Here is a 15,079-nt window from a genome sequence, read left to right as displayed (position 1 = left end):
CCCAGACGTACCGGAGCCGGGCACGGATCGTGCCCGGCTCCCTACGTTCGGGTGGCGCACCCCCTCGGATGCACGGCCCGCCCCTGGGTTGGCGTAATCTCGAAGCCTGGAGCCCGCCGATCTCGGGACCTTGATCCACACCTTGGGGTTGCACAGCAGATGACTGCCATCTCTCTCGGAATGCCGGCCGTGCCGACGAAGCTTGCCGACCGCAGGGTCAGCCGCAAGATCCAGGTCGGCAAGGTGGCCGTCGGCGGCGACTCGCAGATCTCCGTCCAGTCGATGACCACCACCAGGACCTCCGACATCGGGGCGACGCTCCAGCAGATCGCCGAGCTCACCGCCTCCGGCTGCGACATCGTCCGCGTGGCGTGCCCGACGCAGGACGACGCCGACGCGCTCGCCGTGATCGCCAAGAAGTCGCAGATCCCGGTCATCGCCGACATCCACTTCCAGCCGAAGTACGTGTTCGCCGCGATCGACGCCGGCTGCGCCGCCGTCCGCGTGAACCCGGGCAACATCAAGCAGTTCGACGACAAGGTCAAGGAGATCGCGAAGGCGGCGAACGAGACCCGCACGCCGATCCGCATCGGCGTGAACGCCGGCTCCCTCGACGCCCGCCTGCTGAAGAAGTACGGCAAGGCCACCCCCGAGGCGCTGGTCGAGTCCGCGCTGTGGGAGGCCTCCCTCTTCGAGGAGCACGGCTTCGGCGACATCAAGATCTCGGTCAAGCACAACGACCCGGTCGTCATGGTCAACGCCTACCGCCAGCTCGCCGCCGCCTGCGACTACCCGCTGCACCTGGGCGTCACCGAGGCCGGCCCCGCCTTCCAGGGCACCATCAAGTCCGCCGTCGCCTTCGGCGCCCTGCTCTCCGAGGGCATCGGCGACACCATCCGCGTCTCCCTCTCCGCCCCGCCGGCGGAGGAGGTCAAGGTCGGCATCCAGATCCTGGAGTCGCTGAACCTCAAGCCGCGCCGCCTGGAGATCGTCTCCTGCCCGTCCTGCGGCCGCGCCCAGGTCGACGTCTACAAGCTGGCCGAGGAGGTCACGGCGGGCCTGACCGGCATGGAGGTCCCGCTGCGCGTCGCGGTCATGGGCTGCGTCGTCAACGGCCCGGGCGAGGCCCGCGAGGCCGACCTCGGCGTCGCCTCCGGCAACGGCAAGGGCCAGATCTTCGTGAAGGGCGAGGTCATCAAGACCGTCCCCGAGTCGAAGATCGTCGAGACCCTCATCGAAGAGGCCATGAAGATCGCGGCGCAGATGGAGGCCGACGGCATCACCAGCGGCGAGCCGACGGTCGCCATCGGAGTCTGAGCCACCCCGCCACCGGCACCCGGCCCGGCCCCGTTCCCGCAGTTCGGGAGCGGGGCCGGGGCCTTTTCGTGACCTGCGGACGCGGCATCGTCCCGCACCTGCGGGTACAGTGCGGAGATCAGCAGACTTGCATCGTGAGGCCCCCGTGTTGACGCAGACCACCACCCGGGTCCTTGAGCCCAGTGATCTCGACGCCGCGCTCGACATCCTCGGACGCGAGCCGGTCGAGAACGCCTTCGTCACCTCCAGGGTCCAGGTCGCCGGACTCGACCCCTGGCGCCTGGGCGGCGAGATGTGGGGCTGGTACGCCGACGGCGAGCTCCGTTCGCTCTGCTACGCCGGAGCCAACCTCGTCCCCGTCTGCGCCGAGCCCGACGCCGTACGCGCCTTCGCCGACCGGGCCCGCCGCACCGGCCGCCGCTGCTCCTCCATCGTCGGCCCGGCCGGGCCCACCCGGCTGCTGTGGCAGCTCCTGGAGCCCAGCTGGGGCCCGGCCCGCGAGGTCCGCGCCCACCAGCCCCTCATGGTCATCGAGCGTCCGTCCACCACGGTCGAGCCGGACCCGCAGGTCCGCCGGATCCGCAAGAACGAGATGGACCTGATCATGCCCGCCTGCGTGGCCATGTTCACCGAAGAGGTCGGCGTCTCGCCCATGGCCGGCGACGGCGGCCTGCTCTACCAGGCCCGTGTCGCCGAGCTCGTCGCCGGCGGCCGCTCCTTCGCCCGCGTCGAGGACGACAAGATCGTCTTCAAGGCGGAGATCGGCGCCGCTACCTCCCGCGCCTGCCAGATCCAGGGCGTCTGGGTGGCCCCCGAGTTCCGCGGCCGCGGGCACTCGGAGACCGGGATGGCCGCCGTCGTCGAGTACGCGCTGCGCGACGTGGCGCCCGTGGTCAGCCTCTACGTGAACGACTTCAACACCGCCGCGCGGGCCGCCTACCGCCGGGTGGGCTTCCGTGAGGTCGGCGCGTTCATGAGCGTGCTGTTCTGAACCGGCAGGAGACCGGGGCCGCGCCATTCCGGCACACCCTTACCGCGAAGTAAGGTCACCGCATGCTGCCTTCCGGTGTCCGTATCGGCCCCCTCGACCTCGCCGCCCGGGTGGACGAGGCCCTGCGCGTGCAGGCCGTCGCCTTCGGCCTCAGCGAGGAGGAGGTCGGCATCCGGCGCTACATCGTCCAGCGCCACATGACCTGCAAGGGCGCCCGCGCCCTGGGGGCCTTCGCCGAGGACGGCGCGCTCACCGGGTTCGTGTACGGAATGCCGAACGACCGCACCCACTGGTGGTCCACCATCGTCGAGCCCTACCTGCGGGCCGACGGCCACGAGCACTGGCTCGACGGCTCCTTCGTCATCACCGAACTCCACGTCCACCCCGGCTTCCAGGGACACGGCATCGGCCGCTCCCTGATCACCACCCTCACCGACGCCGCCGCCGAGCCCCGCTCGATCCTCTCCGCCATCGACACCGAGAGCCCCGCCCGCGGCCTCTACCGGGCCCTCGGCTACGCCGACCTCGCCCGCCAGGTGCACTTCCCGAGCGCGAGCCTCCCGTACGCCGTCATGGGCGCCGCACTGCCCCTGACCAGGCCCTGAAACGGGTTGCCGGGGGCCCGCGGTGCCCCGGTAACCTCCCGGCATGTCCACACATCACGTACAGCGCATGTCCCGCCTCATGGCCAAGACCCTCCGCGAGGACCCGGCCGACGCCGAAACCCTCAGCCACCGGCTCCTGGTCCGCGCCGGATACGTCCGGCGCAGCTCGGCCGGGGTGTGGACGTGGCTGCCGCTCGGCAAGCGGGTCCTGGACAACGTCAGCCGCGTCGTCCGCGAGGAGATGGACGCCATCGGCGCCCAGGAGGTGCTGCTCCCGGCCCTGCTGCCCAAGGAGCCCTACGAGGTCAGCGGACGCTGGTCGGAATACGGCGACCTGCTGTTCCGGCTCAAGGACCGCAAGGGCGCGGACTACCTGCTCGGCCCCACCCACGAGGAGATCTTCACCCTGGTGGTGAAGGACCAGTGCACCTCGTACAAGGACCTGCCGGTCATGCTGTACCAGATCCAGACCAAGTACCGCGACGAGGCGCGGCCCCGGTCGGGCGTGCTGCGCGGCCGCGAGTTCCAGATGAAGGACTCCTACTCCTTCGACGTGTCCGACGAGGGGCTGGAGGAGTCCTACCGGCTCCACCGCGAGGCCTACGTCCGGATCTTCGAGCGGCTGGGCCTGGACCACCGGATCGTCTCCGCCGTGTCGGGGGCCATGGGCGGATCGGCGTCCGAGGAGTTCCTGGCCCCGGCCGGAGCGGGCGAGGACACCTTCGTGGACTGCCCCTCCTGCGACTACGCCGCCAACACCGAGGCCGTGACCTTCGCCCTGGCACCGGTGTCCGCGGAGCACCCGCCGCTGGAGGAGGTGGACACCCCCGACACCCCGACGATCGAGACCCTCGCCGCGCACCTGGGGGTCCCCGCCTCGGCGACGCTGAAGAACCTCCTGGTGAAGGTCGACGGCGAGATCGTGGCCGTGGGCGTGCCCGGGGACCGTGAGGTGGACCTCGGCAAGCTGGGCGAGCACCTGGCCCCGGCGGTCGTCGAGCTCGTCACGGCCGAGGACTTCACGGACCGCCCCGACCTCGTGCGCGGGTACGTGGGCCCGCAGGGCCTGGAGAAGGTCCGCTACCTGGCCGACCCGCGCGTCGCGCCGGGCACCGCCTGGGTGACGGGCGCCAACAAGCCCGACACGCACGCCCGCAACGTGGTCTGCGGCCGTGACTTCGAGGTCGACCGGTACCTGGACGTGGTCGTCGTGGAGCCGGGCGACCCCTGCCCCTCCTGCGGGGCCGGGCTCCGCCTCGACCGCGCCATCGAGATCGGCCACATCTTCCAGCTCGGCCGCAAGTACGCCGACGCCTTCGGACTGGACGTGCTGGGCCGCGAGGGCAAGCCGGTCCGGGTCACGATGGGCTCCTACGGCATCGGCGTCTCCCGCGCGGTGGCGGCCCTGGCCGAACAGACCGCGGACGAGCGCGGGCTGTGCTGGCCGGCGGCGGTGGCCCCGGCCGACGTCCACGTCGTGGCGGCGGGCAAGGCGGTGCCGCTGGCCCTGGCGGAGGAGGCGGCCGCGGCCCTGGCCGGCTCCGGCCTGCGGGTGCTGCTGGACGACCGTCCGGGCCTCTCCCCGGGCGTGAAGCTCACGGACGCGGAGCTGATCGGCGTGCCGTGGATCCTCGTGGCGGGCCGCCGCTCCGCGGAATCGGTGGTCGAGCTCCAGAACCGCGCCACGGGCACCCGCGAGGAACTCCCGCTGACCGAGGCCCTCGCCCGCCTGACGCCGTAACCCGGCCCCGGCCGACCCGCTCGCGCCGGGGCCGACCCGCCGGCCCGGGCGGGGGTCGGCCGGCGGCTAGTCCCGCAGCCCCTTGCGCTGCTGCTCCGGCGCGGGCGCGTCCAGCATCAGCCCGTCCGCCGGCGGGCCGAGGGCGTCCGTACCGGGGGCCGCGCCGAGCGCATCGGAGTCGTCGGCGGCGACCCCGGCCGGCCCGGGGCCTTCGGAAGCCGGGCCGGCCGGAGCCGGTTCCTCCCGCGCCGGCGCCGCTCCGGCCCCGGCCTGCGGGACCGAGCGTTCCAGGAAACGCAGCAGTTCCACCGGGAACGGCAGCACCAGCGTGGAGTTCTTCTCGGCGGCGACCGCGACGATCGTGTGCAGCAGGCGCAGCTGGAGGGCCGCCGGCTGCTCCGACATCACCTCCGCCGCCTCGGCCAGCTTGTGCGAGGCCTGCAGCTCGGCGTCCGCGTTGATCACACGGGCCCGCCGCTCGCGGTCGGCCTCCGCCTGCCGGGCCATCGACCGCTTCATCGTCTCGGGCAGGGACACGTCCTTGATCTCGACCCGGTCGATCTGCACCCCCCAGCCCACCGCCGGGCTGTCGATCATCAGCTCCAGGCCCTGGTTGAGCATCTCCCGGTTGGAGAGCAGGTCGTCCAGGTCGGACTTTCCGATGATCGACCTCAGCGAGGTCTGCGCCATCTGGGAGACGGCGAAGCGGTAGTCCTCCACCGCCACGATGGCGTTCGCCGGATCGACGACCTTGAAGTACACCACCGCGTCCACCCGCACCGTGACGTTGTCCCGGGTGATGCCCTCCTGCGCGGGCACCGGCAGCGTCACGATCTGCATGTTCACCTTGCGGAGCCGGTCGATCACCGGAACGATCACCGTGAAGCCGGGAGGGCGTATCTCCTCCCGCAGCCTGCCGAAGCGGAAGACCAGGCCCCGCTCGTACTGCTTCACCACGCGGGCCGCGGCGCCCATGTAGACGGCGGCGCCCACGCCTGCGGCCAGCACCGCTGTCAGCAGTTCCTCGACCATGACGGCCCCCTGCCGGACATACCTTCCTACCTACGGTATGCCCCACGCGGTGCCCGGGCGATCAGACCGGAACCCTCCTACAGCCAGGAGGCGAACTCCAGCAGGAGTTCCGCGTCCCGGCGCCGCCCCGCGGCCAGGGCGCGGTTGCCCGACTCCACCGCCCGGAAGAGCGTCCAGCCCCGCAGCCGCTCCCGGTCCACGTCCAGGGCGTCCGCCAGCTTGTTCACCCGGCGCCGGGCGCCCGCCGCTCCCGCCGAGGAGGCCACCTGGTCCTCCAGCCGGTCCCGGACCAGCCGCGCCAGGTCGTACGCCCGCTCGCCGACCAGCGGGTCGGGGCCCACCGTCAGCCACGGCGCCCGCTCGCCCGCCAGGACCTTGCCCTGCCGGAAGTTCCCGTGCAGCAGCAGTTCCTCCGGAGGGGCCGCCACCAGCTCCTCCCGCAGCGCCAGAGCGGTGTCGGCGAGGGCCCGGGCTTCCGCGGGAGCCGCCCGCAGGGCCTGCGCCTGCCGCGCGGTGCGCTCGGCCGCCGTCTCCCAGCCGTGTCCGGCCGGCGGCGCCACCCACAGCCGGCGCAGTGTGCCGCTCGCCTCCAGCAGTGCCTTCGCCTCCGGCAGGGACCGCAGCGACACCTCCGCGTGCAGCCGCTCCAGCAGCAGGGCCCCGTCCTCCTCGTGGTGGCGGGTGTCGAGGACCCGTACGGCGCCGAAGCCGCCCCAGTGCGCCAGCGCGGCCAGCTCCAGGTCGGGCCGGGCGTGCGGGGGCGCCAGCTTCAGAGCGGCCGGGGTCCCGTCCGCGTAGGCGACGAGGACGACCAGACTGCTGCGGCCGCCGGGGGCCTGCACCCGCTGGGCCCGTACGCCCCGCCGGGAGAGCGCGGCCTCGGTGAGCTCGGGCAACCGCCCCAGCCAGTCCGCTTCCCGCGCCGTCTCCGGCAGCTCGCCGAGCGCCCGTACAAGCCGCTGCGGCGGTTCGAAAGCCATGCGTGCGTGGTCCCTTTCAGCTGGTGAGGGCTCGCTATGCGCGTTCCGTGAGCCCAGGGAAGGCTACGCCGACACCGCGCCAGCGTGCCGCGCGCACCGCTGCGGCGCTCAGCGCGTCGGCCGCCTCGCGGCGCAGCGGACCCTCCGCCGCCCGCACCAGATCGGAGTACGCCCCGGCCACCCGGTCCTCGATGACCGCCGCCAGCCGCTCGGCGTCGGCGGGGCCGCGCACCTCGAACGGCAGGGCGTACGCGGCCTCCGAGGGCCGGGGCGCGCCGCCCAGTTCGCGCACGGTCCGGGCCAGCGCGTCGCGCCGCGCGAGGTGGCCGCCGTACGCCTCCCGGGCCTGCGTGGCACGGGCACCGGTGGTCCGCGCCCCGATCACCCCGTATCCGTAGGCGGCCGCGTGCTCGGCGGCGAGGGCCGCCTGGGCGGCCTCCAGGGCCCGCCCGGCGGGGGAGGGTTCGGGCTTCACGGCTTGGCTCCGGGGGTCGAGGTCAGCAGGTGGACGTGCACGGCGCCGCAGGCGGCCACCGAGGCCAGCATCCGGGCGAATTCTCCCGGCGCCCCGGCCAGGTCGATCGTCCGGGCCTCGGACAGGCTCCGCTCGGCGTCGGCGAGCGCGGTCAGGGCCTCGGCGGGCTTCGGGGGGACCGGCCCACCGCTCGCGGAGGGCGCGGCGGCCCCCGTACCGCCGGACGGCGACGCCGACGGGGACGGCCCGCCCGGTGCCGCGGGGGAGAGGGCGGTCGTGTGCGCGGCGACGGCGGCGCGCAGCGGAGCGAGCCGCGCGGCGAGGTCCGGATGGGCGGCCGCGGTGGCGTCGTAACGTTCCAGCAGCCGGGCACTGTCACGGACGGCCGCTTCCCGCATCCGCCGTTCGAGTGAAACCGCCGGGTCGGCGTCCGCCGAGCGGCCGTCGGTGCACCCGGTCAGCAGCGCGGCACCGGCCACGCCGGCGGCACCGGCGAGCAGGCTCCTGCGCGAAGGTCTGGAAGGCGGAGTCCAGGGCACGGCGGCGTCCTCGGGGTGTGGGGCGGGGCAGGGTGTGATCACGGTACCCGGGGCCCTGGTCGCAGGGCGGACGGCAACACCCTCCGACACCGGATACCCTTTGACCTGACGCACGACGGAAACCACAACAGCACACGCGGCCGAGGAGTCACCCGGATGAGCACCACCCAGAGCGACAGGCTGCGCGGACTGCTGGAGCCGCTCGTCGCCGCCAAGGGCCTGGACCTCGAAGAGATCGAGCTGTCGCGGGCCGGCAAGCGCCGGATGCTGCGGATCATCGTGGACTCCGACGAGGGCGTGGAGCTGGACGCGTGTGCCGAGCTGAGCCGTGAGGTATCCGACAAGCTCGACGAATCCGACGTGATGGGCGAGGACGAGTACGTCCTCGAGGTGAGCTCCCCGGGCGCCGACCGCCCGCTGACCGAGCACCGCCACTACGTCCGGGCCATCGGCCGCCTCGTGAAGTTCCAGCTGTCCGCCGAGGACGCGAAGGGTGCCGGGGAACTGGTCGCCCGCATCCTCGACGTGGACGACGAGGGCATGGACCTCGAAGTACCGGGCGTGAAGGGCCGCAAGGCGACCGCCCGCCGCATCGCGTTCACCGACATCGCCAAGGCGCGTGTCGAGATCGAGTTCAACCGCAAGGACAAGAAGGAAGAGGAGGCGTAGCCATGGACATCGACATGAGTGCCCTGCGGGGTCTGGTCCGGGAGAAGGAGATCTCCTTCGACCTGCTCGTGGAGGCGATCGAGTCGGCCCTCCTCATCGCGTACCACCGCACCGAGGGGAGCTTCCGCCGCGCCCGCGTCGTGCTGGACCGCACCAACGGTCACGTGGTCGTGTGGGCGACGGAAGACCCGAGGGATCTCGAAGAGGGCCAGGAGCCCAAGGAGTTCGACGACACGCCGTCGGACTTCGGCCGGATCGCCGCGACGACGGCCAAGCAGGTGATCCTCCAGCGTCTGCGCGACGCCGAGGACGACCTGACCTTCGGCGAGTTCGCCGGCCGTGAGGGCGACGTCATCACCGGCGTCGTGCAGCAGGGCAAGGACCCCAAGAACGTCCTCGTCGACATCGGCAAGCTGGAGGCCATCCTGCCGGTGCAGGAGCAGGTCCCCGGCGAGGAGTACCCGCACGGTCTGCGCCTGAAGGCGTACGTCGTGCGCGTCGCGAAGGGTGTCCGCGGCCCGTCCGTCACCCTCTCGCGCACCCACCCGAACCTGGTGAAGAAGCTGTTCTCGCTGGAGGTCCCGGAGATCGCCGACGGCAGCGTCGAGATCTCGGCGATCGCCCGTGAGGCCGGCCACCGCACCAAGATCGCCGTCCGGTCCACCCGTTCGGGCCTGAACCCCAAGGGCGCCTGCATCGGCCCGATGGGCAGCCGCGTGCGCAACGTGATGGCCGAGCTGCACGGCGAGAAGATCGACATCGTCGACTGGTCGGACGACCCGGCGGAGATGGTCGCGAACGCGCTGTCACCCGCCCGGGTGAGCAAGGTCGAGGTCGTCGACTGGGACTCCCGCTCCGCCCGCGTGACCGTGCCGGACTACCAGCTCTCGCTGGCCATCGGCAAGGAGGGCCAGAACGCCCGCCTCGCCGCGCGGCTCACCGGCTGGCGCATCGACATCCGTCCCGACACCGAGGCGTCCCCGGACGCGGACCGGGACCGGGGCGGGGAATAAACCTGTACCGGCCGGGGCTGTCCCGACGGTAGACAGGGATCACACGTCCGCTGCCCGGGCAGCGGATCAAGACAACACGACGTCCGTTCGATCTTTCCTCCGACACTTGTCGGGGGAGAGGTCGGTGCGGGGAGGTAGACTTAGGCGTGTCTGGCCGGACGCAAGCCCGCGCATGCCCCGAACGCACCTGTGTGGGGTGTCGGGAGCGAGCGGCCAAGAGCGATCTGCTGCGGATCGTGGCGATCGAGGACGAATGCGTCCCCGATCCTCGCGGTACGCTGCCCGGCCGGGGTGCGTACCTGCACCCTGCCGTGGTCTGCCTCGACCAGGCGGTTCGCCGCCGCGCGTTCCCCCGGGCCCTACGGTCCGCCGGAGCGCTCGACACGGCGAACCTGCGCAATGCCGTGGCCGGGAAAGCCGGGACCACAGCGTAAAGAAGTAGTACGGCACGGATACCCCGTGCGGTCAGGTACCTCGCGAGTTGGAAGTAGGTCGAGATTGCGATGAGCACTCGATGAGTACGCGATGAGTACGCCCATGAAGTAGCGACGGTCCGGCGTAACCCGGACCTAAAAGGAGCGAAGTGGCTAAGGTCCGGGTATACGAACTCGCCAAGGAGTTCGGGGTGGAGAGCAAGGTCGTCATGGCCAAGCTCCAAGAACTCGGTGAATTCGTCCGTTCGGCGTCCTCGACGATCGAGGCGCCGGTTGTACGCAAGTTGACTGACGCACTGCAGGGGCCCGGCGGCAACGCCGGCAAGTCCGCTGCAAAGCCCGGCGCGCCCCGCAAGGCCGCGCCCGCCAAGCCCGCAGCGCCGTCCCCGGCCGCTGCGGCACGTCCTGCTGCCCCGAAGCCCGGCGCACCGGCCCCCAAGCCGGCCGCTGCCGAGGCCCCGGCCGCAGCCCCCGTGACGCCGGCCGCCCCCGGCCCGCGTCCCGGCCCGAAGGCTCCGGCCGCCCCGAAGCCCGCTCCGGCGGCGCCCGTGGCGACCGAGTTCTCCGCGCCTCCGGCGGCCCCGGCCGCTCCGGCGCGTCCCGCCGCGGCCCCCGGCCCCCGTCCGGCGCAGCAGCGTCCGGCCGGCCCCGGCCAGGGCGGTGCCCGTCCCGGCGCCCCGCGCCCGGCCGGCGCCACCCCCGGTGCCCCGGCTCGCCCCGCGGGCACCCCCGGTGCCCAGGCACCGCGTCCGCAGGGCGCCCGTCCGGCCGGTCCCCGTCCGGGCAACAACCCGTTCACCTCTGGTGGCTCCACCGGCATGGCGCGCCCGCAGGCGCCCCGTCCGGCCGGCGCCCCGCGTCCCGGTGCCCCCGGCGCCGGCGGCGGCCAGGGTGCTCCCCGTCCGCAGGGCGGCCCCGGCGGCGCTCCGCGTCCGCAGGGTCCCGGCGGCGCCCGTCCGACCCCGGGCGGCATGCCCCGTCCGCAGGGCGGCGCCCCGCGTCCCGGTGGTGCTCCCGGCGGCAACCGTCCCAACCCGGGCATGATGCCGCAGCGTCCCGCTGCCGGTGGTCCCGGTCCCCGTCCCGGCGGCGGCCCCGGTGGCCGTGGTCCCGGTGCGGGCGGTCCCCGTCCCGGTGGCGCCGGTCGTCCCGGTGGCGGCGGCTTCGCCGGCCGTCCGGCCGGTCCCGGCTCGCGTCCCGCGGGCGGCGGCGGCTTCGGCGGTCCCCGTCCGGGTGGCGGCGGCTTCGGCGGCGGTCCGGCCGGTGCCGGTGGCGGCGGTCGTCCCGGCTTCGGTGGCCGTCCCGGCGGTCCCGGTGCCCGTGGCGGTACGCAGGGTGCCTTCGGCCGTCCCGGCGGTCCGGCCCGTCGCGGCCGCAAGTCGAAGCGTCAGAGGCGCCAGGAGTACGAGGCCATGCAGGCCCCGTCCGTCGGCGGCGTGATGCTGCCCCGCGGCAACGGCGAGACCGTTCGCCTGTCGCGCGGTGCGTCCCTCACCGACTTCGCCGAGAAGATCAACGCCAACCCGGCGTCGCTGGTCGCGGTCATGATGAACCTCGGCGAGATGGTCACTGCCACGCAGTCCGTCTCCGACGAGACCCTCCAGCTCCTCGCGGGCGAGATGAACTACGAAGTTCAGATCGTCAGCCCGGAGGAGGAGGACCGCGAGCTCCTCGAGACCTTCGACATCGAGTTCGGCGAGGACGAGGGCGGCGAGGAGTACCTGCTGCCGCGTCCGCCGGTCGTGACCGTCATGGGTCACGTCGACCACGGTAAGACCCGACTGCTCGACGCCATCCGCAAGACGAACGTCGTCGCGGGCGAGGCCGGCGGCATCACGCAGCACATCGGTGCGTACCAGGTCTCCACCGAGGTCAACGACGAAGAGCGTCGCATCACCTTCATCGACACCCCCGGTCACGAGGCGTTCACCGCCATGCGTGCCCGTGGTGCCAAGTCGACCGACATCGCGATCCTCGTGGTCGCGGCCAACGACGGCGTCATGCCGCAGACGATCGAGGCGCTCAACCACGCCAAGGCCGCCGGCGTCCCGATCGTCGTCGCGGTCAACAAGATCGACGTCGAGGGTGCCGACCCGACCAAGGTCCGCGGTCAGCTGACCGAGTTCGGTCTGGTGGCCGAGGAGTACGGCGGCGACACGATGTTCGTCGACATCTCCGCCAAGCAGGGTCTGCACATCGACTCCCTGCTGGAGGCCGTCGTCCTCACCGCCGACGCCTCGCTCGACCTGCGCGCCAACCCGGAGCAGGACGCTCAGGGTATTGCGATCGAGTCCCACCTCGACCGCGGCCGCGGTGCCGTCGCCACCGTCCTCGTCCAGCGCGGTACCCTCCGCGTCGGCGACACGATGGTCGTGGGCGACGCCTACGGCCGCGTGCGCGCCATGCTCGACGACAAGGGCAACAACGTCGAGGAAGCGGGTCCGTCGACCCCCGTCCTGGTCCTGGGTCTCACCAACGTCCCCGGCGCCGGCGACAACTTCCTCGTCGTCGACGAGGACCGCACGGCCCGCCAGATCGCCGAGAAGCGTGCTGCGCGCGAGCGCAACGCCAACTTCGCCAAGCGCGTCCGTCGCGTGTCCCTCGAGGACCTCGACTCCGTGCTCAAGGCCGGTCTGGTCCAGGAACTCAACCTCATCATCAAGGGCGACGCGTCCGGTGCGGTCGAGGCTCTCGAGTCCTCGCTGCTCCAGCTCGACGTCGGTGAAGAGGTCGACATCCGGGTCCTGCACCGCGGTGTGGGTGCGGTCACCGAGTCCGACATCGCCCTGGCGATGGGCTCCGACGCCATCGTCATCGGCTACAACGTCCGTGCTGCCGGCCGCGCCGCGCAGATGGCGGACCGCGAGGGCGTCGACGTCCGCTACTACTCGGTGATCTACCAGGCCATCGAGGAGATCGAGGCGGCCCTGAAGGGTCTCCTCAAGCCGGAGTACGAAGAGGTCGAGCTCGGTACGGCGGAGGTCCGCGAGATCTTCCGCTCGTCCAAGCTGGGCAACATCGCCGGTGTCCTCATCCGGTCCGGCGAGGTCAAGCGCAACACCAAGGCGCGCCTGCTGCGCGATGGCAAGGTCATCGCGGAGAACCTCACCATCTCCGGTCTGCGCCGCTTCAAGGACGACGTCACCGAGATCCGCGAAGGCTTCGAGGGCGGTATCAACCTCGGCTCCTTCAACGACATCAAGATCGACGACGTCATCGCGACGTACGAGATGCGCGAGAAGCCCCGCGCGTAAGCGCGAGGCGGTTCGCACCGTGTCGTAACTCGTAACACCGGGGCCGGTCGGCGGAATATCCGTCGATCGGCCCCGGCCGTTGCGTGTACGGTTCTGGTGACCCGGCCGCGCGAGCGCCGGGTGATCCTGCCGGGCGACGGCCCGGCAGGCCACCGAACCCGCACCGGCGGGATATCCGGAACTGCATGTACGTGGGGACTCTGTCCTTCGACCTGCTCCTCGGCGACGTCCACTCGCTGAAGGAGAAACGCTCCGTCGTCCGGCCCATCGTCGCCGAGCTCCAGCGAAAGTTCTCCGTGAGCGCGGCCGAGGTGGGCGACCAGGATCTGCACCGCAGGGCCCGCATAGGGGTCGCGCTGGTGAGTGGGGACGCGGGGTTCCTCTCGGACGTACTGGACCGCTGCGAGCGGCTGGTCGCGGCACGTCCGGAAGTGGAGCTGCTGTCGGTACGACGGCGCTTCCACGGTGATGAAGACTGATTGCTTGTCTGCAAGAAAAGAAGGAGACGGACCAGTGGCCGACAATGCGCGGGCGAAGAAGCTGGCGGACCTCATCCGGGAGGTGGTGGCGGAGAAGCTGCAGCGTGGTGTCAAGGACCCCCGCCTCGGTACGCACGTGACCATCACGGACACCCGGGTCACCGGCGACCTGCGGGAGGCCACGGTCTTCTACACGGTCTACGGCGACGACGAGGACCGCGCCAGTGCGGCGGCGGGCCTGGAGAGCGCCAAGGGCGTCCTGCGCTCCGCGGTGGGCCGGGCGGCGGGGACCAAGTTCACGCCCACCCTGACCTTCGTCGCGGACGCCCTCCCGGAGAACGCCAAGACGATCGAGGACCTCCTGGAGAAGGCGCGCACCTCCGACGCCCAGGTGCGGGAGGTGTCCTCCGGCGCCCAGTACGCCGGCGACGCCGACCCGTACAAGAAGCCGGGCGAGGACGACGAGGACGCAGCCGCGGAATGAGCACCGACGCAGGGAAGACTCCGGACGGCCTTGTCATCGTCGACAAGCCGTCCGGCTTCACTTCGCACGACGTGGTCGCCAAGATGCGCGGGATCGCCAAGACCCGCCGCGTCGGCCACGCCGGCACGCTCGACCCGATGGCGACCGGCGTGCTGGTCCTGGGCGTGGAGAAGGCCACCAAGCTCCTCGGCCACCTCGCGCTCACGGAGAAGGAGTACCTCGGCACGATCCGCCTGGGCCAGAACAGCCTGACGGACGACGCAGAGGGCGAGATCACCTCGTCCACGGACGCCACCGGGGTCACCCGGGAGGCCGTGGACGCGGGCGTCGCCAAGCTGTCCGGCGACATCATGCAGGTCCCGTCCAAGGTCAGCGCCATCAAGATCAAGGGCGTCCGCTCCTACAAGCGCGCCCGCGACGGCGAGGACTTCGAGATCCCGGCCCGGCCGGTGACCATCTCGTCGTTCCAGGTGTACGACATGCGCCAGGCGGAGGCCGAGGACGGCACCAAGGTCGTCGACCTCGTCGTCTCCGTGGTCTGCTCCAGCGGTACGTACATCCGCGCCCTGGCCCGCGACCTCGGCGCCGACCTCGGCGTCGGCGGGCACCTGACCGCGCTGCGCCGCACGCGCGTGGGCCCGTACAAGCTCGACCGCGCGCGGACCCTGGACCAGCTCCAGGAGGAGCTGACCGTCATGCCGATCGGCGAGGCGGCCGCGGCGGCCTTCCCGCGCTGGGACCTGGACGCCCGGCGGGCCTCGCTGCTCGCCAACGGCGTGCGGATCGACATGCCGCAGGAGTACGAGGCCGGCCGTACGGTCGCGGTCTTCGGGCCGGAGGGCCGGCTCCTCGGGCTCGTCGAGAGCAAGAACGGGAAGGCGAAGTCCCTCGCGGTCTTCGTCTGATCGTTGACGTGGAGCGGTGAGCGCACATGCCGTGCCGCTCACCGCTCCACGACCCCCCTCGGGTAGGTCTCTATCCACCCGGACGCCGCTATTCACCCGTCCGAGCAGGCGCTCGGAGTGAATGGAGGGAGCGTAAGGGGGCGCGTTCGCCACGTGTGCTG

General features: G+C 72.2%; 15 protein-coding genes. 11 read left to right on the top strand and 4 right to left on the bottom strand.

Translation table 11 applies throughout. The features are described 5' to 3' along the window. Positions 1–159 precede the first annotated feature (159 nt). The 4 genes from ispG (at position 160) to AB0O53_RS13515 (ending at position 4,654) form a co-directional block, all read left to right on the top strand. Complete coding sequence (ispG, locus tag AB0O53_RS13530; protein WP_350987672.1) at positions 160–1,317, top strand: flavodoxin-dependent (E)-4-hydroxy-3-methylbut-2-enyl-diphosphate synthase; 1,158 nt, start codon at positions 160–162, stop codon at positions 1,315–1,317. Between the two features lie 145 nt (positions 1,318–1,462). Next, positions 1,463–2,308: a GNAT family N-acetyltransferase gene (locus AB0O53_RS13525; RefSeq protein WP_350987671.1), complete on the top strand. Its 846-nt coding sequence runs from the start codon at positions 1,463–1,465 to the stop codon at positions 2,306–2,308. 62 nt (positions 2,309–2,370) lie between these two features. Continuing rightward, on the top strand, positions 2,371–2,913 hold the full coding sequence (locus AB0O53_RS13520) for a GNAT family N-acetyltransferase (protein WP_350987670.1): 543 nt from the start codon (positions 2,371–2,373) through the stop codon (positions 2,911–2,913). Between the two features lie 43 nt (positions 2,914–2,956). Further along, positions 2,957–4,654, top strand: a complete 1,698-nt coding sequence (locus AB0O53_RS13515; RefSeq protein WP_365195269.1) for a proline--tRNA ligase — start codon at positions 2,957–2,959, stop codon at positions 4,652–4,654. Positions 4,655–4,720: 66 nt separating this feature from the next. On the opposite strand, the gene AB0O53_RS13510 is transcribed toward AB0O53_RS13515, so the two are convergent. The 4 genes from AB0O53_RS13510 to AB0O53_RS13495 form a co-directional block, all read right to left on the bottom strand. Then, positions 4,721–5,686 (bottom strand): slipin family protein, encoded by a 966-nt coding sequence (locus AB0O53_RS13510; protein ID WP_359128276.1) that lies wholly within the window; start codon positions 5,684–5,686, stop codon positions 4,721–4,723. Positions 5,687–5,763: 77 nt separating this feature from the next. Then, a complete protein-coding gene (locus AB0O53_RS13505; RefSeq protein ID WP_365195266.1) occupies positions 5,764–6,666 on the bottom strand; it encodes an aminoglycoside phosphotransferase family protein in 903 nt (300 codons plus the stop codon). 34 nt (positions 6,667–6,700) lie between these two features. Further along, on the bottom strand, positions 6,701–7,141 hold the full coding sequence (locus AB0O53_RS13500) for a ferritin-like domain-containing protein (RefSeq protein WP_350987666.1): 441 nt from the start codon (positions 7,139–7,141) through the stop codon (positions 6,701–6,703). Beyond that, on the bottom strand, positions 7,138–7,680 hold the full coding sequence (locus AB0O53_RS13495; protein ID WP_350987665.1) for a hypothetical protein: 543 nt from the start codon (positions 7,678–7,680) through the stop codon (positions 7,138–7,140). Before AB0O53_RS13495 ends, AB0O53_RS13500 begins: the two co-directional genes overlap by 4 nt. Positions 7,681–7,836: 156 nt before the next feature. Between AB0O53_RS13495 and rimP the strand changes: the two genes are divergently transcribed. From rimP to truB, 7 genes are all read left to right on the top strand, one after another. Beyond that, the gene (gene rimP / locus AB0O53_RS13490; RefSeq protein ID WP_030031619.1) at positions 7,837–8,349 is read left to right on the top strand and encodes a ribosome maturation factor RimP; all 513 of its coding nucleotides are present in this window, start codon (positions 7,837–7,839) and stop codon (positions 8,347–8,349) included. A gap of 2 nt (positions 8,350–8,351) precedes the next feature. Continuing rightward, positions 8,352–9,362, top strand: coding sequence for a transcription termination factor NusA (nusA, locus tag AB0O53_RS13485; protein ID WP_046776383.1), 1,011 nt, complete (start codon positions 8,352–8,354; stop codon positions 9,360–9,362). A gap of 146 nt (positions 9,363–9,508) precedes the next feature. Further along, positions 9,509–9,796, top strand: a complete 288-nt coding sequence (locus AB0O53_RS13480) for a YlxR family protein (protein ID WP_350987664.1) — start codon at positions 9,509–9,511, stop codon at positions 9,794–9,796. Between the two features lie 149 nt (positions 9,797–9,945). After that, positions 9,946–13,050 carry a translation initiation factor IF-2 gene (gene infB / locus AB0O53_RS13475; RefSeq protein WP_350987663.1) on the top strand — a complete coding sequence of 1,035 codons (3,105 nt, stop codon included), beginning with the start codon at positions 9,946–9,948 and terminating at the stop codon, positions 13,048–13,050. Positions 13,051–13,235: 185 nt separating this feature from the next. Continuing rightward, positions 13,236–13,529 (top strand): DUF503 domain-containing protein, encoded by a 294-nt coding sequence (locus AB0O53_RS13470; RefSeq protein ID WP_030030358.1) that lies wholly within the window; start codon positions 13,236–13,238, stop codon positions 13,527–13,529. 34 nt (positions 13,530–13,563) lie between these two features. Then, positions 13,564–14,013, top strand: coding sequence for a 30S ribosome-binding factor RbfA (gene rbfA, locus AB0O53_RS13465; RefSeq protein WP_030651161.1), 450 nt, complete (start codon positions 13,564–13,566; stop codon positions 14,011–14,013). Next, on the top strand, positions 14,010–14,918 hold the full coding sequence (gene truB / locus AB0O53_RS13460; protein WP_350987662.1) for a tRNA pseudouridine(55) synthase TruB: 909 nt from the start codon (positions 14,010–14,012) through the stop codon (positions 14,916–14,918). Before rbfA ends, truB begins: the two co-directional genes overlap by 4 nt. Positions 14,919–15,079: the final 161 nt, after the last annotated feature.

Source organism: Streptomyces erythrochromogenes (assembly GCF_040684695.1).
Classification (GTDB): domain Bacteria; phylum Actinomycetota; class Actinomycetes; order Streptomycetales; family Streptomycetaceae; genus Streptomyces; species Streptomyces erythrochromogenes_C.
The sequence above is the reverse complement of the archived record's forward strand: the minus strand, read 5'-3'. Positions and strand labels throughout refer to the sequence as shown.